The sequence below is a fragment of the Vibrio sinaloensis genome (genome assembly GCF_000808535.1).
Taxonomy (GTDB): domain Bacteria; phylum Pseudomonadota; class Gammaproteobacteria; order Enterobacterales; family Vibrionaceae; genus Vibrio; species Vibrio sinaloensis_D.
Genome location: NZ_JWLV01000009.1, coordinates 131,846 through 151,645, shown reverse-complemented (window position 1 = coordinate 151,645; position 19,800 = coordinate 131,846). Strand labels below are relative to the sequence as shown.

Here is a 19,800-nt window from a genome sequence, read left to right as displayed (position 1 = left end):
CTAGGTTGATGACTTCTTTAAGGTTTGTTTGAACGGGGTTTCAGAGAGGCGAAAATGCACAGTAAAAGGCCTTCATTTTATTGCGATTGCCGTTGTACATATCGTTGGCTATTGACCAAACTATCTATAGTGCCAAATGCTTAGAGGGGAGTGGGATATGCGTGAAGTGGACTATGGAGTGTTCAATTGGAAGCAGTGGTTGTGCCTTCTGCTTCTTCCTATTTCGATAAACGTCCTAGCACAAAAGGATGAGTCAGTAGAACTTCGACCGGGCACAGTAATTTACAAAATAGACGCAAACGCATCCCCCAGTGATCTCAAAGGGCTTAACGCCTTATTGAAAAGTCAGGGGCTGGTTTCAGAGCGTACACTGGAAGGCAGCCAGATAGTGATTGCGACTTTTGGGCATCATGGTCGAGAAACAGCGATTGCCAACATCATTGATAAGAGTGGTTATGTTGAGTTTGCTGAAGCGGATTATGTGGTCGAACCTACGCTACAGCCAAATGACACTTTCTTTGCTAATCAGTGGCACCACAACAACGTTAACAGTCAGCAAGCGTGGGACATTACTACAGGGAGCCACACCGTTTTAGTCGGTGTATGTGATACTGGCTTTGATGTGAATCACCCAGATTTAGGCCCTAATCTACGTACGGATCTTGCCTTTAATGCCCATGATGGTTCGACCAATATTTTTGATGCCAATGGCCATGGTACAGGGAGTGCAGGGACATTGGGTGCAGTTGGTAATAACGGTATTGGCGTTGCAGGTGCGAACTGGGAGGTAGATATCATTCCCGTTCGTATAGCGATTAGCGATCAGAACAGTTCGGCTTATATTTCTACTATGGCGACTTGTATTGAGTACGCCGCTGATAATGGCGCGCGAGTGGTGAATCTGAGCTATGGCGGTATTCAATATGACACCATAGATGCCGCAGCCCAATATCTTCGTTCGAAAAACGGCTTACTGTTTATGTCGGCTGGTAATAGCGGCCAAGAGCACTCCTATCCTGATTTCACCAGCTTTATTGGCGTTGGCGCAACAGACAGAGATGATAGCAGAGCCAGTTTTTCAAGCTGGGGTAATTACGTAGACATTACTGCGCCTGGCGTCGATATCGCAACGACCTACCCAGATAACCAGTACGTCTACTATAGTGGTACCTCATTTTCTTCTCCGCTGACGGCTGGTATTGCTGCGTTGATGGTTGCCGCTAACCCTGCGATTACCCCAGCGGAAATTGAAACAGGGCTTTTCTCTACCGCGGTCGATATTGGCGCAGCGGGTGATGATAATGTGTTTGGCCATGGCCTTGTTGACGCATACGCTGCTGTGACGTACGCATTGAACCTCAATAACTTAGAGGCACCTGTGGCTGATATTGTGGTGAGCAGTAACTCTGTGCCATTTGGCAGTTCGGTAGATTTTGATGGCTCTGGTTCAACAGATGGAGACGGTACTATTGTGTCGTATCTATGGGACTTTGGTGATGGCAACACATCCGCGAGTATGATGGCTACGCACACCTATGATCAAGCAGGCAGCTTCCAAGTGAGCTTAACGGTAACTGATGATGATGGGCTTAGTGACTCTGCGTTAACTAATATTCAAGTCACGAACATGCTGCCAACGCCGGTGCTTGAGATCAGTAATCCTTCAAGTAGCTACGACATCGGTGAGGCTATTTTCTTCATTGGATCTAACTCAACCGACCCTGACGGCAATATTGTTAGCTACCTATGGGAGTTTGGCAATGGTGCTACCAGCTCATCCATGGACCCCGAATATGCCTACGCGTCCGCAGGGACTTACACCGTGACTTTAACGGTTACAGATAATGCGGGCTCAGCAAATAGTACCGATGTGATGGTGACGATAGTCGATCCATTTGTGGTTAATGCGCCAACAGGATTAACCGCGAGTGTTGACGGCTTATCCGTGACACTTACCTGGCAAGATAATAGCGCCAATGAAGATGAATATGTGGTCGAGCGCGGGGCTAAATATCGTGGCCGAGTTCGGTTTGAACAAGTTGCCGTGCTACCCATGGATTCAACCAGTTATGTTGATACCGTGCCAAGTACAGGGGAGTTCAGCTATCGTATCACTGCGAGAAACACGAACGATGAAGCAACCTCGGATACCATTAAAGTAACGGTGGATTCCAATACTGATCCAGAGCCTGAGCCAGGTGGCTTAGCTGCGCCGACCAATCTTGTTGCGTCTTCAAGCGGTGGCAATGTTAATCTGAGTTGGTCAGATAATTCTGGCGACGAGTTAGGTTTCTATATTGAGCGAGGATTGAAACGCAAAGGTCAAATTGATTTTGCACCAATAGGTCAAGTCGATGCGAATGAAACCAGCTTTACGGACAGTGAATTCGGCTCATTGCCAAATGGCAACTATGCGTATCGTGTTCAAGCGTATAAATCTGGTGAAGTTTCAGGGTACAGCAATACTTCTGAAGTGCGTAAAAAATAGCTTTCTATTTCCACCAAAGAGCCTGCTATGTAAGCAGGCTCTTTTTTGTATTCAGGGAAATACTCATTCGATGAATACCTCAATTTAGTGTGGATGTAATCGACGTATTAAATAACGATTAGCAGCCTGCGACTTGGCTAGAGAGCATTGCAAAATTCGATATTCAAGGCACACTACCTCGATACAAGTCTATCTTTTTTGGGAATGCCATGTTTAACCTCAAGCTAGCTTCTATGGTGCTCGCGGCTTCGATATTTAGTGCTCCAAGCCTTGCTAAAGTCGCTCCTATCTCACAATGGCAATGTGACATGATGCTAAAGACCAGCGTGTTAGCTCAGGGCGCGCCAGTGGGGTGTGAGCGCCTATCCAAAGTAGACTTTGAGTTTATCGATTTTCAGGGGCAGTCAAAGCAGGGGAGTGTGATTGTTCTTGATGTCGTTGCGCCTTCCGTTGAGAAAATATTTTCTGATCTCAAGCAGCGAAAATTCCCGCTCCACTCCGCACGTTTAATGCGAGAGTTCAAAGGCGATGATAATGCCTCAATGAACGCCAATAACAGCAGTGCTTTCAACGCGAGGCCAATAACAGGTGGTTCTAGCTGGTCTAAACATGCCTATGGTGTCGCGATTGACATTAACCCAGTGCAAAACCCATTCTTAGAGTTTGGTGATAACGGTACGATTAAGGTTAAGCCGATTCAGTCAGCGACCAAGTACATCAACCGAACTCAGTTTCGTGCTCGCTCAGAACTAAGCCGAACAGGCATGGCGGAAGAGGTGGTTGATCTCTTTGCTCATCATGGTTTTCTTATTTGGGGCGGGGATTGGAACACACCTATCGATACTCAGCACTTTGAAGTTGGCTCAAGGCAGTTCGTAAACCAATTAGTTTCCAAACCTAAGCCTGAAGCGACGAAACTGTTTAACCGTTATGTCGAGTCGTACCGAACGTGCTACCTGCAAAACAAAGCGCAAGGGGCAGAGAAAGCGAGAGCGATGTGTGCTTACAAAACGGTGAAAGCATTCTAGTAGATAATCACATACATCAAGGAACAAATCATTCGGCATTTTTGTGTTGGAATAATTGATGCTTTTGATTCTGTTTTATCGGTTTGAGATTACGCAGGTTTAGTACCTATTTTTAGTTCCAACCGCGATAAGTTTAAGTTGTTAAATACAAAAAAGGCGCTAACTCAAAGAGTTAGCGCCTTTCCAAACGTTTGGTGGAGCTGGCGGGAGTTGAACCCGCGTCCAAAAACCATTCATCATTGGTACTACATGCTTAGTCGATCTTTAATTTCACCAGTGACCTGCGAACCGACACGCCAGCCAAAGGCTATCCTGAATTAAAATTCGCCGTTCATCTCTCAGGCGGGAGAATCCGGGCTAGCGCGTTTGGGTTTGATCTCTCGTTGGTCCCCGTCTTACGTGCGGAAGCTAGGGCGAGAGAGCTCTGAGCAGGTTATTAAGCTGCTAGTGCGTAGTTTTCGTCGTTTGCGACTATTTTTTTGCGGCTTTTTACGTGGCCAACCGCCCCACGGCATGCACCTCAGACTGCAAAATTCCTGTCGAATCCTAAATCAGCCCCAAAGTGTTCTTCGCATAGTACCAGAAAAGTCTAACCTGTCTAGCCTTGTGCGTTTAAGTGCTCAATATTAGCGCAGTGAGCTCTTCATCACGCGCGCTTTTTCACGAGCCCAATCTTTTTCTTTTAGATCAGTACGTTTGTCGTGCAGCTTTTTACCTTTTGCTACACCAATTTTCATCTTCACCCATGAGCGAGACCAGTAGAGCGAAAGCGCTGCTAGTGTCATACCTTCACGGTTGATGCGACCGAGTAGGTTGTCGAGTTCACGACGGCTCATTAAGAGCTTACGTACACGCGTTGGGTTTGCCACCACGTGAGTTGATGCTTGATTAAGAGGAGTGATGGTCATACCGCTGACAAAAGCTTCTCCGTCACGCATAAATACGTAACTTTCGGCGATGTTTGCTTTGCCTTGACGCAGTGCCTTAACTTCCCAGCCTTGTAGCTCTAAGCCAGCTTCAATTTCATCATCAATGAAGTATTCGTGGCGAGCTTTCTTATTGACCGCGATGGTATTGCTACCCGCTTTTTGTTTAGATTTTTTCTTTGCCATAATGGCTGCATTATACGGTTAGGATTTAAGTTAGGAAATCCCTTTATTTGCGCTGAGTGCAAATAAAAGTAAAATTGCTTACAAGCTTGAAGTTCAAGCAATTGATACGAGGAGTCAATATGAAGCAAGTCAGCCGTTCTGCTTTGGTTTCGTTTAGTGCAGAACAGATGTTCAATCTAGTGAACGATGTCGCTAGCTATCCTGAGTTTTTACCAGGGTGCTCGGGTTCGCGTGTGATTGAATCGAGCTCAGAGGCAATGGTGGCTTCAGTTGATGTTTCTAAGGCAGGGATTAGCAAAACATTTACCACATCCAACTCGCTAGTTTCTGGCGAAGCGATCATGATGAATTTGGTGGATGGACCATTTAAGACGCTCAAAGGAGGGTGGTTCTTTACTCCTCTTGATGAGCAGGCGTGCAAAGTAGAACTGAAACTAGAATTCGAGTTTTCTAGTAAGATGATCGAAATGGCCTTTGGTAAAGTATTCAATGAGTTAACCAATAATATGGTTAACGCTTTTACACAGCGCGCAAAACAGGTATACCCAGCTTATGAGTATTGAGTCTGATATGATCCACGTTGAGGTGGTGTACGCTTTACCGCAAGAGCAGCGTGTTTACACCTTGGTGGTCAACAAAGCGATGACGGTTGAAGAAATCATCAAACAATCTGGTGTATTGGAGCAATACCCAGAAGTTGATTTGAGCAAGAATAAAGTCGGCGTGTTTAGTCGCAATGTGAAGTTAGATTCAACGGTACGTGATAAGGACCGTATTGAGATCTACCGCCCATTACTCGCTGACCCTAAGGAGATTCGCCGTAAGCGAGCGGAACAAGCGAAAGCCTCTGGCGCTGCTGACCCTGTGACTGGCGGAAAAAAGAACCCACTTCGCAAAGAGGGTTAGGGGCAAATAAAAAAGGTTGGCATCAGCCAACCTTTTAAAATCATTCTTACTCTTCGATCAGTTAATACTCTCGAAAAAATCTTTACTTGCAGGGAAGTCTCCCTGAATCTCAACGAGCTGACCTTGACCATTGAAATTGACAATTAAGTCTTTTTGAATTGAGTCATTGTGGCCGTCAGTGTGGTGGTAAATGTAGTACCAAGTATCAGGGTAGCCATTTTCCACTAGCATTGGTGAGCCCATAACAAAACGAACTTGCTCTTTTGTCATACCAAATTTCAGTTTTTCTACTGAGCCTTGTTCAATGTAGTTACCTTGGTTGATATCAATACGATAAACCAATTTTTCTAATAAAGAGCAGCCTGTCAGGGTAGACACAGCGAGCGGTACAGCGATAAGCCACTTTGTGAATTGCATACTTAAATTCTTGCTACTGATATTGGTTAAACTTTGCCGATAATAAACAAGCTGAGCCTCAATGTAAAAAACTCATGCGGTTTTGAATTGTTTCAGACTGCGATTTTTGAGTTTTGTTGCAAAGTCGAGCCAAAAAAGTGGCTTTAGGGAACTTTGACTCGACTTTCTAAGCGGATCTAGGCTGCGATCAATAACTCGCGAGCATTGGCTAGGGTGGATTCAGTAATCTGGCTGCCACCAAGCAGGCGAGCAAGCTCAGAGATTCTTTGGTCATCATTGAGCGAGTTCATTTGGGTTTCTGTTTTGCCAGCCTTGGTTTGTTTGGCCACAAACAGTTGTTGATGACCACACCCTGCTACTTGAGGTAGGTGAGTGACACACAGAACCTGTGTTGATTCCCCCAGTTTTCTGAGCATTCTTCCAACAACTGCGGCAGTTGGCCCGCTAATACCGACATCGACTTCATCAAAGATGAGACTTGGCGTATCCACTTTCTGAGCGGTAATGACCTGGATAGCCAATGAAATACGGGAAAGCTCACCACCAGATGCCACTTTTGCGATTGGCTGCATTGGTTGCCCTGGGTTGGTTGAAACCACAAAGCAAACACTGTCCATGCCTAATGGCGAAGGGTGCGTACCTTCGTTGTTTACTTCGATACTGAACTGGGCTTTTTCCATGCTCAACTCATGCATGCTCGCTGTGATGAGTTTATTTAGCTCTTTCGCGTAACGACCGCGGGATTTATGTAACTTTTCAGCGGCGACTAAGAAGGCTTGGTATTTAGCTTCTACTTCTTGTTCGAGGGCGTCGAGCTTCTCATCTGAGCAGTCAAGGGCTTCAATTTGTGCGAGCAGATCTTGATGGTGCTGGAACAACTCTTCTGGCATCACGTGGTGTTTACGCGCAATCGACATGACTTTAGAAAAGCGCTCTTCGACGTACGCCATTCTACCTGGGTCAACATCAATATTATCGAGGTAGTTGCGCAGTTCGCTGTTTGCTTCTTCTAATTGGATGATCGCTTCCGCAACCATATTTGGCAGTTCAGCTAACTTGTCATCGAGCTCTGCGAGCTGAATCAGGGAGTGATTGGCTGATTGGAGAATACCAAGCGCATTAACTTCTTCACCCTCGTAAATAAGTTCGATGGCTTGCTGACAGGTAGAGGCAAGTTCACCGCTGTTGGACAGTCTTTTGTGCTCTTGTTCAAGCTCTTCATATTCGTCCTCACCAATTAACAGCTCGTTAAGTTCTTTGATTTGGTATTCGAGCAGTTGCTTCTGCGCCAAATTGGCTGCACTGTTTTCTTTTAGCTGTTTTAAATTGTTGTCTGCCTGGCGCCACGTCTGGTACGTGTTTCGGGTGCTTTTTAAAAGATTAGTATGCCCCGCATATTGGTCAAGCATGGCCATTTGGTAGTCGCTTTTCATCAATTGATGGTGCGCGTGTTGGCCGTGAATATTAATCAATAATTGACCCAGAGACTTGAGTTGAGAAAGGGGAACGGGACTGCCATTAATAAACGCACGAGAACGACCTTCTTTATTGATGATACGACGCAAAATGCAGTCAGAACCATCGAGTAGATCGTTATCCTCTAGCCAACGAGTTGCGTGAATATTGTTCTCAAGAGAAAACGCGGCACTGACTTCGGTTTTCTCTTCCCCTTGGCGTACCATGCTGGCTTCTGCGCGTCCGCCCAAACATAAACCTAATGCATCAATCGCGATAGATTTACCTGCGCCAGTTTCGCCTGTGATGGTCGTCATTCCTTTGGATAGCTCTAGCTGTAGAGACTTAACAATCGCAAAATTATTAACACTTAGATGAGCCAGCATGTAGTTGTACCTGTTTAAATGAACAATACTGTATATAAGTGCAGTATATACTGTTTCTTTATACAGTAAAGTGGGTGGTGTGGATTTTTTTATTGAGAATCTAATTTTGTGATAGGCATGAAAAAACCGCAGTCGAGGCTGCGGTTTAGTTGCAAGGGGAGGATGCTAAGGTCTGGTTGGGTTTATCGTTAAAGGCTCAAGAGTAACGACGGCATTAACGCCAGCGCCTGGATGATCAACGTAGGATGTGTCTTGCATAAGGGTGTAATAGACATCAACAAAGTCGTCATCATTGGTCAGAGCGCCATCTGGGATTGCGTCGATGATTTTGTTGGTAATTTGAGGAATGATAGCGTAAGCCTGCATTTCAGGATCTGGGATGGCTTTCAATACTTCTTCTGCGACTTGAACTAGCAGCTTCGCCAGCTTTTTATAGTCAGTGCCGTCATCTTGTTCCATTAGCACGATGTCAGCTGCTCCCCAACGATAGCGGGACCAATGGATAATGATTTGGTTAGGGTAGTAATCTTGGTTGTCGTAGTCCAAGTACGGCATTTCAACCAGATCAAGCGCGGGCTCATCTCGGCTTGGATTCACTCCGGTGACCAAAGCATAAATTTCTGCTTTTCCGGAAATCCAAGGTTCTTGATCATCAGCAAGGCGAATTTTCTTCAGTTGGGTGGTATGAATAGGTGACGTCGTGACACTGGATGCACGAGTTGAAAACGCCTCTTGTGCGTTGCGATCTTGTACATATGGCTGCACCTGAGTGGTTTGACCGAGCTTACGCATTTCGGATCGCATTGCTTGTAGGCCCGCTTTGAGTTCTGCTGAGCTATTGCTGTCGACAACCAGTACAGGTACTTCCGGTAATTGATAAACGTCTAATTGGTGTATTTGGCCGTAAACGTCATACGCTTCGATGTATTGCCACTGTTCATCGTCCCCACTTGGCTCAAAAGCAAACAGAGGATCGACTTTTCCTTGCTGCCAAGCTGCGAGCATTTGTTCATTTGCTAGGCGAACTTCCAGTATTTGGTCAGCGTATTGTGTAATCCCTTTCCAGCTCCGAATTTGTTCATCGGCGATTTCAAGTCGTTGACTGAACTTAGAAAGCGGTTGTTGCTCAACAAATTCTGATACCGCAATGCTTGTATCCTGCGCGGTAATTTCCTTTCGTAAAGTAGACTCGATATCGACATAGTTTTTACTAAGCTGTAACGCCAACTCTCGCTTGGTTTGAGTTATGTCATTCGCTCGAGCGTTTGATGTATCGGTAACCTTTGCCTCATCTGATTGGCAGCCAACAAGCGCTAATGTAGAGAGAGCGGACAATATAATCGTTTTTTTCATAGTGTGTCCTTTATAGATGAATTGAAAATAGAGTTATTGTTCTATTCATCACGAGAATAGCACTGGGTGCTTTTCATTCAATCCGCTCGACAGATGAAAAGTAGAATTTGCCCACAGGATCAAATTTTAAAATTTGTAATTTAGCGGGCTCTTATGTAGGGAAAGGTTATAAATGTAGAGGATTTGTCTGATCGAAAAGGGCTAGCACTGCCACTAGCCCCTACTGGGTTAAAACAACCGGCTTGACCAACCCAGCTTGTTTCTTAACACGTGGTAATAACTGTAGTTTTTAGGATGAATGAGTTTGAGCACGTTGGGGCTTTGGTATACGTGCACTTCATCCCCCGGCGAGACGGGAAGAGAAACTTGACCATCACAGCCGACTTCCTGAGTTCCTCGGTTGTCTGGCGAGACCACGAGTTTGATTCGACGGTTACCATCGACCACCAGAGGGCGGCTTGATAGTGTGTGTGGGAACATAGGAACAAGTGAAATCGCATTGAGGCTTGGAGAGAGAATAGGGCCACCGCCAGACAAGGAATAAGCCGTTGATCCTGTGGGGGTAGATACGATTAACCCATCCGCACGTAAAGAGAACGCAAAGCTATCATCGATATAAACTTCGAATTCAATCATATGTGCCACTTGACCAGGGTGAAGTACTGCTTCATTTAACGCGGCATTGTGGCTTTTTACTTGGCCGTGACGGTGTACTTCCGCTTCAAGTAAGAAACGTTCTTCTTGGATAAATTCGCCATCTAAGACGGCTTTTAGGGCGGTTTGGAAGTCTTCAGGGTTTAGGTCGGTCAGGAAGCCCAGATTCCCTCGGTTGACGCCAATCACTGAAATATCAAACCGAGACAAAACGCGTGCCGCGCCAAGCATATTCCCATCACCGCCAACTACGATCGCGAGATCCGCCGCTTTGCCCAATTGAATCAAGCTAGCAAAGTCCTCTTTAGGTACGTCGTCAAGAATTTCAATTAAGCGATCGTCGATAAAAACTTGATAGCCCTCAGATTTTAGCCAGGTATAGAGCTCGCGATGAGTCTGAATGGCTTGCTGATTTCGGGGTTTTCCGATGATGGCGATCACTTGAAAAGGTTTTTTCATAGGTTTTCCGCACTAAATAGGCTTGATTCGGTAATCTTCATCCCCATAATAATGGCAAGTTAGCTATTTATGCGAGTTTTTGTGTATCTAAACGCGATAAACGTGAAGCGTTAGGTACCAATAGATATGTATTTCGGAGATAACATGAGCAACGAAGAAAACAAAGTTACAGAAGAAGAGCTAGATCAAATCATCGAAGAAGCGGAAAAAGTGGAAGCAGCAGCGCAAGAAGCGGAAGCAGAGCTTGAAGAGATCGGTGATGAGAAAGACGCGAAGATTGCTCAACTAGAAGCGGCTTTACTGACTAGCGAAGCAAAAGTTCAAGAGCAGCAAGACAGCGTGCTACGTGCGAAAGCAGAAGTAGAAAACATGCGTCGTCGTACTGAGCAGGAAATCGATAAAGCTCGTAAATACGCACTAAACAAATTTGCTGAAGAGCTATTGCCGGTTATCGATAATCTTGAACGTGCGATCCAAGCCGCTGATACGGATGCAGAAGTTGTTAAGCCACTGCTTGAAGGTGTAGAGCTGACTCACAAGACGTTTGTTGATACGGTGGCTAAGTTCGGTCTTAAAGAGATTAACCCAGAAGGTGAAGCCTTTAACCCTGAATTGCACCAGGCAATGTCTATTCAAGAAAGCCCTGATCATGAGTCAAACACCGTGATGTTTGTAATGCAAAAAGGCTACGAGCTGAATGGTCGAGTGGTTCGCCCAGCGATGGTTATGGTGGCGAAATAATTCAGCTATCCCCTACGTTTTAAACACAAGAGAGGCATTCGCCTCTCTTTTTTTATCCCCTAACACCAATTTTACCTGTCTCCAATAACTGATTGATTTAGTGAATTATTCTTAGAATGAATTTTAACCAAAAATTAATTTCTGATTTGAAACTTGTAACATTATCGTAAACAAAGTCTTTATTTTGTAACCTTGATGTGTATTATGTGCGAACTCCGTCGGAAATAATGGCGGAATAAACTATAAAATCATAATTTAAGAACACAACATTCTGGAGATGAAAGATGGATAAATCGCTTTCAAGCAAGATATTTGTAGGCTTGTTTGCTGGTCTGCTCATTGGTACTGCGATTCAGTACCTATTCAGTGGAATTGCAATCTTTGATACCTACCTCCTTGGTGCCGCAGAAGGCGCTGGTGGTATGTTCGTATCATTGATCAAACTGCTTGTTGTCCCATTGGTCTATGTTTCTATTGTATGTGGTATTGTTGATCTGAAAGACATCACTGCATTTGGTCGCCTTGGTGGTAAAACTTTTGCTCTTTACATTATCAACACCATTATCGCGATCACAGCCGCTCTAACGGTAGGTATGATTTTCCAGCCAGGCGCTGACGCGAATCTAGCTGGCACGATTTCAGAGACCGTTAAACTCACCACAACTGAAACGCCTGACATCTTCTCACTTGTCGTTAACATTGTTCCTAGCAACCCAGTTCAGGCGTTTGCTAACGGTGACATGTTACAAATCATCTTTATGGCAATCCTGACAGGTCTTGCTATCCAAGCTCTTGACTCACGCGGTGGCCCAGCTATCCGTACGTTCAAGATGGCGAATGAAATCATGATGAAGCTAGTGGGTCTTGTCATGAGCCTAGCGCCATACGGTGTATTCGCGCTGATGATTCAACTAGGTGCAACACTAGACGCAAACACGTTAATGTCGGTAGCAGGCTACGTAGCGCTTGTTGTAGCAATGCTAGTGTTCTGGATTTTCTTCTTCTATCCGATGGCGGTTGGCATCGCGACAGGGACTTCGCCGAAGACGTTCCTACGAGCAACACGTGAGCAGATTCTGTTCTCTCTGTCTACGGCGAGCTCAAATGCAACGATTCCTGTAACGATGCGCACTTTGACTGAGAAGCTACACGTTTCTAAATCAGTCGCAGGTTTTGGTGTTCCACTCGGTGCAACCATGAACATGTCTGGTGTATCTATCTACATTGCACTCGCAACTATTTTCGTGGCGAACGCATTTGGTCAGCCAATCAACACTGCTGATGTGTTTACTCTAGGTCTCACTATCCTTCTACTATCAATCGGTGCTGGTGGTGTTCCTGGCGGTGGCGTTGTAATGGTAGGTGTTCTTCTTCATCAACTAGGTCTTCCACCAGAAGGTCTTGCAATCATCGCCGCTGTAGACCGTATTAACGATATGTTCTGTACTTCATCGAACGTAGTGGGCGATACCGCAGTAAACACTATCGTTGCTAAAACGGAAGGTGAAATCGGCAAAGAAGAGGAAGTGGAAGCGAAACCAGTTCAAGCAAATGCTTAATTTGTAAGCTTCCCGATTCTCAAAGCGAGCCACATGGCTCGCTTTTGTTTTGTCAGAGGAAATCTTTTTTCACTTTTTTTTACTCTTTCCCTTGAAAAGCCATTTGCCGCCCTTATCTATGTGGCATAGAAGAAGCAAACAACCTTATTTTTGTTTGTGAGCAAGGGTTGAAACCCGATTCTACATCCCCACATAGGGGATATAGCAAAACGAAAATAGAAAATTATTCGGAGATAGCCTGATGGGTAAAATCATTGGTATTGACTTAGGTACTACTAACTCATGTGTTGCTGTACTAGACGGCGACAAACCACGCGTTATTGAAAACGCAGAGGGTGAGCGTACAACTGCATCGGTAATTGCATACACAGATGGTGAGACGCTAGTAGGTCAACCTGCGAAACGTCAAGCAGTTACAAACCCAACTAACACGCTATTTGCAATTAAGCGTCTTATCGGTCGTCGCTTTGAAGACGAAGAAGTACAACGTGACATCGAAATCATGCCTTACAAAATCGTTAAGGCTGACAACGGTGATGCTTGGGTAGAAGCGAAAGGCCAAAAAATGGCAGCTCCTCAGGTTTCTGCTGAAGTACTGAAGAAAATGAAGAAAACTGCTGAAGACTTCCTAGGTGAGGAAGTAACGGGTGCAGTTATCACAGTTCCTGCTTACTTTAACGATGCTCAGCGTCAAGCAACTAAAGATGCTGGCCGTATTGCAGGTCTAGAAGTTAAACGTATCATCAACGAACCAACTGCGGCTGCTCTAGCTTACGGTCTAGACAAGTCAGGCGGCGATCGCACTATCGCGGTATACGACCTTGGTGGTGGTACATTCGATATCTCTATTATCGAAATCGACGAAGTTGAAGGCGAGAAAACATTCGAAGTACTAGCAACTAACGGTGACACTCACCTAGGTGGTGAAGACTTCGACAACCGCATGATCAACTACCTAGTTGAAGAGTTCAAGAAAGAGCAAGGCATCGATCTTAAGAACGATCCACTAGCAATGCAGCGTGTTAAAGAAGCAGCAGAAAAAGCGAAAATCGAGCTTTCTTCTACTTCTCAAACTGACGTAAACCTACCTTACGTGACTGCAGATGCGACTGGTCCTAAGCACATGAACGTGAAAGTGACTCGTGCGAAACTAGAATCTCTAGTTGAAGACCTAGTACAACGTTCTCTTGAGCCACTAAAAGTTGCTCTAGCTGACGCAGACCTATCGGTAAACGATATCACTGACGTAATCCTAGTGGGTGGTCAGACTCGTATGCCAATGGTTCAAGCGAAAGTGGCTGAATTCTTCGGTAAAGAAGCGCGCCGCGACGTGAACCCTGACGAAGCAGTAGCAATGGGTGCTGCAGTTCAAGGTGGTGTACTTGCTGGTGATGTTAAAGACGTACTTCTACTAGACGTTACTCCTCTGTCTCTAGGTATCGAGACGATGGGCGGCGTAATGACTAAGCTAGTTGAGAAGAACACAACGATCCCAACAAAAGCGAACCAAGTTTTCTCTACAGCAGAAGACAACCAGAACGCGGTAACCATCCATGTTCTACAAGGTGAGCGTAAGCAAGCGATGTACAACAAATCTCTAGGTCAATTCAACCTAGAAGGCATCCAGCCTGCACCACGTGGCATGCCACAAATCGAGGTAACTTTCGACCTAGATGCGGACGGTATCCTACACGTATCAGCGAAAGATAAGCAGACTGGTAAAGAGCAGAAGATCACTATCCAAGCTTCTGGCGGTCTAAGCGATGAAGACATCGAGAAAATGGTACAAGAAGCAGAAGCGAACAAAGAAGCGGACAAGAAGTTCGAAGAGCTAGCGACTGCACGTAACCAAGCTGACCAAATGATTCACGGTACTCGTAAGCAAGTAGAAGAAGCTGGTGAAGCGCTACCTGCAGAAGAGAAAGAGAAGATTGAAGCAGCTATCTCTGAGCTAGAAGAAGCACGTAAGGGCGAAGACAAAGAAGCGATCGACGCGAAAGTTCAAGCACTTATGACTGCGGCTCAAAAGCTTATGGAAATCGCTCAGCAGCAAGCTCAAGCACAACAAGGCGCGGAAGCGGGTGAACAGCCTAAGCAAGACGACGATGTTGTAGATGCAGAGTTTGAAGAAGTTAAAGACGACAAGAAGTAATTTCTTCACAGAGTGACTTGATTTCCTTCTAGAACTCAAGTCATCTGTTTTGAAATTAGTGTCCTGACTTAATGCGGGCGTTTGAGGAAACTCATACGCCCGTATGTTTGTAACTAACCTGTCAGTCTAGATAATGGTTCTCGAACATTAACTCTCGAATCTTTATCTAGAATGATACAAACACCAAGCGGTGTAATGATAAATCCTCCGTTTGCAGTACTACATTGGTGACGAAGAACATGTCAAAACGTGATTTTTACGAAGTATTAGGCGTAAGCCGCGATGCGTCAGAGCGTGATATTAAAAAGGCGTACAAGCGTCTAGCAATGAAATTCCACCCAGACCGTAATCAGGGTGATGAGAGCGCAGCAGATAAGTTTAAAGAAGTAAAAGAAGCGTACGAAATTCTTCTCGATCCGCAAAAGAAAGCGGCTTACGATCAATACGGTCATGCTGCTTTTGAACAAGGCGGTATGGGCGGTGGCGGCTTCGGTGGTGGCGGCGCTGATTTTGGAGACATCTTTGGTGATGTGTTCGGTGATATCTTCGGTGGTGGTCGTCGTGGTGGCGGTCAGCAACGTGCTCAGCGTGGTGCAGATCTGCGTTACAACATGGAGTTGACTCTTGAAGAGGCCGTGCGTGGCGTATCTAAAGAGATCGAAGTCCCAACCTTGGTAGAATGTGATTCATGTGATGGTAGCGGTGCTGAGAAAGGTTCAGCAGTAGAGACATGTGGTACCTGTCACGGTCACGGCCAAGTTCAAATGCGTCAAGGGTTCTTTGCGGTTCAACAAACCTGTCCTACCTGTCACGGTAAAGGCAAAATCATCAAGAACCCATGTAAGTCTTGTCATGGCCAAGGTCGCAAGCAGAAAACCAAAACACTTAACGTTAAGATTCCAGCTGGTGTGGATACTGGTGATCGCATTCGTCTATCTGGTGAGGGTGAAGCAGGTGAAATGGGCGCGCCAGCGGGCGACCTATATGTACAAGTTCACGTGAAAGAGCACCATATCTTCGAGCGTGACGGTAACAACTTATACTGTGAAGTACCAGTAAGCTTTGCTATGGCAGCGCTTGGCGGTGAGGTCGAAGTTCCGACTCTTGATGGCCGTGTTAACCTGAAAGTACCAACAGAAACGCAAACGGGTCGTATGTTCCGTATGCGTGGTAAAGGTGTCAAAGGCGTTCGTGGCGGTGGTATTGGCGACTTGATCGTTAAACTAGTGGTTGAAACTCCGGTTAACCTAAGCTCGCGTCAAAAAGAACTACTTAAAGAGTTTGAAGAGTCTTGCGGCGGTGAAGCGGCGACGAAACACAAGCCGAAATCTGAAGGATTCTTCAACGGTGTGAAGAAGTTCTTTGATGATTTAACCAGCTAAACTGGTTAGAAGAGTATTTTAAAGCCTGCGACTAACGCAGGCTTTTTAGTTTTCAGCCAACCGAGTTAGAAGGTAAGTGGCTCAAGGTGGTTGAGAGTCACTCTCTGTCAAACAACGTCAATAAATGGCTAGCCTAAATCCAGCAATCCTCGGGATATTGCGCATTCGTCGCATCAAGCGTCATGTAATCCACACTCTCATCGGTTAAGCATTTGTCTTTTGTTTGTCCGCTCCCTGATTGTGCCTCGGCTTTAATGACATAAGCCTTGCCTGCTTGACTCGCGATGGAAAAAACATAGCGGCTCGAAGGGGTATCGCACACGCTACAGTTGCTTCCTGAGATAATCCCACTCCAGTTGTAGCCACTGTTGTAACTAGACTCCAACTTGAGCTGAATTTTTGAAAGGTCAGCAATGGCTTTCGCTCGATATGACTTGAGTACGTAACTTTGATAACTCGGGTAGGCGATCGCTGCCAGTATGGCCACGACAGAGACTGCGATCATTAATTCGATCAATGTCATTCCATTTAGTCGTTTCTTTCCTACTTTACATTCATTTCTTCGAATCATTCCGCGTAGTTCCTTATTAGCTGTCTGGCTATTTTTCTTTGGTGTTAGTCTTTGCGCAAGACTGAATACGGTTACTTACTGTTTTTGCATAGGATTTTGGGAAATGTCTCGCGGCTTTACCTTATTAGAACTCTTGGTCTCTATTGCGGTGCTCGGCACATTGATGGTTTGGGCGCTGCCGAATTACAGCGACATGACGGATACGGTCAAAATGCGAAGGCTGGCCAAAGAGTTAAATGGTTTCGTTCTGATGGCCAAATCAGAGGCCGTGTTGAGACGCGAAAGACTTTGGGTTCATTTGATTATGTCTGGTGCATCAGACAGCAACGGAGATTGGCGCTTAGAGCTGACTAATAGCGATGTCAATGGTGCGGGCGATGTCTATTCGGCGTTGTCCGGTGTCCCGTTTGAGGGAGTCACGCTTTCAACAACATACACCTCTAATCAAATCAGTTTCGATGAAACTCATGGGCGACCAAAAGCTGGACGCTTTACTTTTCACCCCAAGAGCAGCCCATCATCAGCACTGGACTTACGTACTTACCATCGCAGCGCCATTGTTCGCGTTTGTTCTCCTAGTGCCAATACCTACTTAAGTTATGAGAAGTGTTGATATGAAGTTGTCGAAGGAGAGAGGGGCGAGTCTTATTGAGTTTATGGTTGCTGCGACCATCGGTGTTTTCGCGTTGGGCATCATAGGTTCGATGTTTTTAAGCGGCTACAAAACGGCGACTAAGCGAACGCAAGAGCTCACTTTATTACAGTCAACCAATAGCGTACTGCAGATGATGAAATTGGACATGCATCGTGCTGGATACAATGGCGTCTCCCCAAACTTGGTCAAGCTATCTGGCGCGGATCATACTTTTTACGTTGAAAATTCGGCCACAACGGGACTGCTCGCTTATGCGTATGTTGCCGAAGTCTCAGGTGCTTCTTATACCTACTCAAATGTCGTGTATGAGCAGACCTCTGCCGCAAGTGATGTATTGCGCATATGTGAAAAAAAACAATCGACGGTGATGTCAGTGTTGGATGCTCAAGACTTTCCTGGAAGAGTGGGCCACAACTGCAACACCCTATTTCATAAAGATCGCATTAAGGTTGATGGATTTAATCTCACATTAGTTGAGTTACCGGGAAGCAATATTTCGTCAGCAATGGTGACCGTAGAGCTTCAAACCTCACTAAAGAATGCGCCAACTTATACCAAGTCACTCTCGTTTACGACAAAACAAAGGAACTGGTGATATGCAGAAAAATCGAGGTTTAGCGACGCTTCTTATTACTAGTTTGCTGTTAGTTGCCTCACTACTTGTGGTTTTAGGGAGCTACAAAGGACTGTTTTACCAAGTGAAGCGTGCACAAAATGAAGTTCAAGCGCGCAAAGATCACTGGGCGGCAGAGGGAGGGTTGGAGTGTGTTTATACCAAAGCAAAACAGTTGAATGCTGTTCCTGCTTCCGTTTCAGATTGCAAAAATCTATTGAATTTAGATTCTCTTAATATTGTTGGCGGCACGCCAAATGTCATTCATTCCAAGAGTGGTTATCTCACCTTAAAAAAAGCCTTTGTTTCACCGATTGTTTCGAGTACTGGAGCCATTCGCTCAAAGTCTGATTTGGTTATCAATGGTGCCTACACATCCTCCCCTGACCCTGGTAAAAGCTTGGGTTCAAATCTTTGGGAGTGTACCTCTGTACGGTACTTTAATTATTTTCATGCAAAAACCGGATATAACACTTTCCACCCCTTTGAGACAATCAAGCCCTATGCGTCTTTTCCTGACAGTATTAATCCAAATTTCCAAAAATGCTCGCCAGCCAATCACTCATGGTCGGTATTGGACTTAGCAGATACGGCGGAAGACTTTAAGAAAGATACCGATATGGACCCATTTCGAGACGTGTTTAACGTCCCAAGAGCCGAGTGGTTTCCATTAATGTCAGATAAAAGCCTTTTTGGCTATGTGCCCTATACATTGAATGGCGAAACGTTAACAAAAGTGGAAGACCTTGGTTCGCCAACGTTTAATACTCAATGTGCGGAAGAGATTAAAAAGAATATCGAGCAGGGCAAAGACACTATTTGGGTGTACGGTGGGTGTGAAATTAATGATGCAGACTTCGACATAATCAGCACGGCAATTGACACCCATTTGAGTAGCGGAATCATACTAGTGATTCATAACGGTATATTGTCCGTTACAGGCTCTCAAGCATTTAAGGGAATGTTATACCATTTTGTTTCCGATGAGTTTACCGACAGCAGCGGTCAAGTGTTGGACTTTAGCGATTGGCCTCTCACCGAAAATGACACGAGTGCCGGAGGAGGAAGTAGTGTTTTAGAAGGGGTGATTTCAGCTTTGGGGTCGACGGTAATAATGCCCAAAGAGAAAATTGGCTACTTCCAAAACGGAGCCTTTAATCCAAGTGGTGGCTATGTGATGGATGCGCCAGGGACTTATGCTTTGTTCAATGCATCCCTTAACTTTACTTTCAATCGAGATGTTATAGAGGGGCCGTCAAAAAAATTCAAAGTGGTGAAATGGTACAGAGGATCATGGCATGATTTGTAAGCAGCGGGGCGCCAGCTTAATCGAAGTGTTGATCGCTTTTGTATTGATAGGGATAGGAGCGATGGGGCTTATCAAGTTGCAGGCAGTGGCTGAGTCCAAAGCCGATTTTGCAGAGCTGAGCCTTGAAGCGCTTTATCTTGCAGAAAACAAACTTGAGTCTTTTACGCGCAGGGGTATCTCTTCTGCTTCTGGGTCATACCGTTACTCTGATATAGCAGGTGATAGCTGTGTGAGTTCAAGTTTATGCTCTACGAAAGCGTCCGGATTTATAACCCAATGTGACGTCTCCCCTTTTGCCAGCTTAAGTAACGCGCTGAGTGTAGTGACCGTTGAAGTGTGCTGGTGGGACCGATTCGGTGACAAACAATCCGTGACGTTAAAGAGCGCAATCTCACAATATAGCGAGTTCGACAGTAACTAGTTGTATATCTAGGCGGTGTTGAGATTTTTTACTAACAAGCGTGCGTTATATTTTTCAAAATAGTATTTAAATTGTTTCATAACCTGATCTGGTTGTGTTCTTATTTTGTTGCACGTTAATGGTGTTTTTGCAAAATATG

18 protein-coding genes and 1 other RNA gene are annotated in these 19,800 nt (G+C 45.3%); 12 read left to right on the top strand and 7 right to left on the bottom strand.

Features of this window, described 5'->3' with window-relative positions:
• The first annotated feature begins 157 nt into the window (after window positions 1-157).
• Both RJ47_RS06565 and RJ47_RS06560 read left to right on the top strand, forming a co-directional pair.
• A complete protein-coding gene (locus RJ47_RS06565; protein ID WP_231565938.1) occupies window positions 158-2,488 on the top strand; it encodes a S8 family serine peptidase in 2,331 nt (776 codons plus the stop codon).
• A gap of 233 nt (window positions 2,489-2,721) precedes the next feature.
• A complete protein-coding gene (locus tag RJ47_RS06560; RefSeq protein WP_039482838.1) occupies window positions 2,722-3,516 on the top strand; it encodes a M15 family metallopeptidase in 795 nt (264 codons plus the stop codon).
• A 192-nt stretch (window positions 3,517-3,708) separates the two neighbouring features.
• Here RJ47_RS06560 and ssrA read toward each other — a convergent pair.
• Window positions 3,709-4,075, bottom strand: a transfer-messenger RNA (tmRNA) gene (gene ssrA / locus RJ47_RS20795).
• Between the two features lie 67 nt (window positions 4,076-4,142).
• Entirely contained in the window at window positions 4,143-4,628 is a 486-nt protein-coding gene (smpB, locus tag RJ47_RS06555) for an SsrA-binding protein SmpB (RefSeq protein WP_005471475.1), read from the bottom strand.
• A 119-nt stretch (window positions 4,629-4,747) separates the two neighbouring features.
• Here smpB and RJ47_RS06550 point away from each other — a divergent pair, with 119 nt between their 5' ends.
• The gene (locus RJ47_RS06550) at window positions 4,748-5,191 is read left to right on the top strand and encodes an SRPBCC family protein (protein WP_005471451.1); all 444 of its coding nucleotides are present in this window, start codon (window positions 4,748-4,750) and stop codon (window positions 5,189-5,191) included.
• Window positions 5,181-5,534, top strand: coding sequence for an RnfH family protein (locus RJ47_RS06545; RefSeq protein ID WP_005471572.1), 354 nt, complete (start codon window positions 5,181-5,183; stop codon window positions 5,532-5,534). Before RJ47_RS06550 ends, RJ47_RS06545 begins: the two co-directional genes overlap by 11 nt.
• A 57-nt stretch (window positions 5,535-5,591) precedes the next feature.
• Here the strand turns inward: RJ47_RS06545 and bamE are convergent, their stop codons facing one another.
• The 4 genes from bamE to nadK all read right to left on the bottom strand — a co-directional run bounded on the left by bamE (window position 5,592) and on the right by nadK (window position 10,258).
• On the bottom strand, window positions 5,592-5,951 hold the full coding sequence (gene bamE, locus RJ47_RS06540) for an outer membrane protein assembly factor BamE (protein WP_005471536.1): 360 nt from the start codon (window positions 5,949-5,951) through the stop codon (window positions 5,592-5,594).
• Between the two features lie 176 nt (window positions 5,952-6,127).
• The gene (recN, locus tag RJ47_RS06535; RefSeq protein WP_039482537.1) at window positions 6,128-7,792 is read right to left on the bottom strand and encodes a DNA repair protein RecN; all 1,665 of its coding nucleotides are present in this window, start codon (window positions 7,790-7,792) and stop codon (window positions 6,128-6,130) included.
• Between the two features lie 165 nt (window positions 7,793-7,957).
• On the bottom strand, window positions 7,958-9,145 hold the full coding sequence (locus RJ47_RS06530; protein ID WP_039482536.1) for a DUF3103 domain-containing protein: 1,188 nt from the start codon (window positions 9,143-9,145) through the stop codon (window positions 7,958-7,960).
• Between the two features lie 228 nt (window positions 9,146-9,373).
• The gene (nadK, locus tag RJ47_RS06525) at window positions 9,374-10,258 is read right to left on the bottom strand and encodes an NAD(+) kinase (RefSeq protein ID WP_005471457.1); all 885 of its coding nucleotides are present in this window, start codon (window positions 10,256-10,258) and stop codon (window positions 9,374-9,376) included.
• Window positions 10,259-10,402: 144 nt separating this feature from the next.
• On the opposite strand from nadK, the gene grpE reads away from it, so the two are divergent.
• From grpE to dnaJ, 4 genes are all read left to right on the top strand, one after another.
• The gene (grpE, locus tag RJ47_RS06520; protein WP_038140035.1) at window positions 10,403-10,999 is read left to right on the top strand and encodes a nucleotide exchange factor GrpE; all 597 of its coding nucleotides are present in this window, start codon (window positions 10,403-10,405) and stop codon (window positions 10,997-10,999) included.
• Window positions 11,000-11,283: 284 nt separating this feature from the next.
• Entirely contained in the window at window positions 11,284-12,558 is a 1,275-nt protein-coding gene (locus tag RJ47_RS06515; protein ID WP_038140036.1) for a dicarboxylate/amino acid:cation symporter, read from the top strand.
• A gap of 241 nt (window positions 12,559-12,799) precedes the next feature.
• Complete coding sequence (gene dnaK / locus RJ47_RS06510) at window positions 12,800-14,710, top strand: molecular chaperone DnaK (protein WP_039482534.1); 1,911 nt, start codon at window positions 12,800-12,802, stop codon at window positions 14,708-14,710.
• A gap of 239 nt (window positions 14,711-14,949) precedes the next feature.
• On the top strand, window positions 14,950-16,092 hold the full coding sequence (dnaJ, locus tag RJ47_RS06505; RefSeq protein ID WP_038189949.1) for a molecular chaperone DnaJ: 1,143 nt from the start codon (window positions 14,950-14,952) through the stop codon (window positions 16,090-16,092).
• Between the two features lie 133 nt (window positions 16,093-16,225).
• Here the strand turns inward: dnaJ and RJ47_RS06500 are convergent, their stop codons facing one another.
• Complete coding sequence (locus tag RJ47_RS06500; protein WP_038215404.1) at window positions 16,226-16,663, bottom strand: type IV pilin protein; 438 nt, start codon at window positions 16,661-16,663, stop codon at window positions 16,226-16,228.
• 103 nt (window positions 16,664-16,766) lie between these two features.
• On the opposite strand from RJ47_RS06500, the gene RJ47_RS06495 reads away from it, so the two are divergent.
• Genes RJ47_RS06495 through RJ47_RS06480 form a run of 4 tightly spaced genes read left to right on the top strand, consistent with a single transcriptional unit; the run spans window position 16,767 to window position 19,661 of the window.
• Window positions 16,767-17,276, top strand: coding sequence for a GspH/FimT family pseudopilin (locus tag RJ47_RS06495; RefSeq protein ID WP_038140047.1), 510 nt, complete (start codon window positions 16,767-16,769; stop codon window positions 17,274-17,276).
• Between the two features lies 1 nt (window position 17,277).
• Complete coding sequence (locus RJ47_RS06490) at window positions 17,278-17,913, top strand: PilW family protein (RefSeq protein WP_039482532.1); 636 nt, start codon at window positions 17,278-17,280, stop codon at window positions 17,911-17,913.
• Window position 17,914: 1 nt separating this feature from the next.
• Entirely contained in the window at window positions 17,915-19,240 is a 1,326-nt protein-coding gene (locus tag RJ47_RS06485; protein ID WP_039482530.1) for a hypothetical protein, read from the top strand.
• Complete coding sequence (locus RJ47_RS06480; protein WP_038140057.1) at window positions 19,230-19,661, top strand: type IV pilus modification PilV family protein; 432 nt, start codon at window positions 19,230-19,232, stop codon at window positions 19,659-19,661. Before RJ47_RS06485 ends, RJ47_RS06480 begins: the two co-directional genes overlap by 11 nt.
• The last annotated feature ends 139 nt before the right edge of the window (window positions 19,662-19,800 follow it).